Below are 653 nucleotides of genomic sequence, written 5' to 3'. Positions count from 1 at the left end.
GCACGCGGCCCATCTCACCCAGTTCCATACCAACCACCGCCACACACACGAAGACGACAGTCAGTACAACCAATGACAGACCTAATCAAGTCCTATTAGGGCAGGGACTGCGGCCGCCGCGGGGACGGACGTGGGCGCGGCGGGGAGTGACCCCGGTGGTGCGGGTGCCGGGGCGGGGTGGGTCCGGGCGGGTGGGTGTGGTCGGGATGGTCTGCTACAAACCCGGGCAGCGGGCCCGGTTTGACGTCCGATCCGGTTGTCCGGGCGCGGGACGTCCTCACCCACGGCTACTCCTTAGTCGCTGGTTGGTCAGGTTGGGGAAGGGCGGACGTACGGTTGGTGGTGTCTGGCTGGGGCTGTTCCGGTGGGAGGTGCCCGATGGCCACTCCTCGCAAGCCGACCGCGCCGACGGCGGAGGCGATCGACCGGTTCTGCGGCGACTTCGATATCTACCGGCTACGGGACTGGATCGAGCACTACTACAAGCCGGCCAAGCACGAGCTGGGCTGGGCGGACTTCCAGGTCCGTTCCGAACAGGCCATCGTGCGCCACTGGCAGCTGGTCATGCTGGCGTTCACCTTCAGCCTGCTGAGCGCGCCACCCTCCGACCACGCCCAGGAAACACCCCGCGAGGACCGCGGGGCGGCGGGGCG

Annotated in this window: 1 pseudogene; it reads left to right on the top strand. The window is 68.1% G+C overall.

The annotated features are described in order from the left end of the window. Nucleotides 1-441: 441 nt before the first annotated feature. A pseudogene (locus tag AC559T_RS15045) lies at nucleotides 442-653 on the top strand (IS701 family transposase); the annotation flags it as partial.

Source organism: Frankia sp. Hr75.2, from assembly GCF_949319125.1.
Lineage (GTDB): Bacteria > Actinomycetota > Actinomycetes > Frankiales > Frankiaceae > Parafrankia > Parafrankia soli.
Note: the sequence above shows the minus strand (reverse complement) of the source record. Positions and strands in the feature narration are given on the sequence as shown.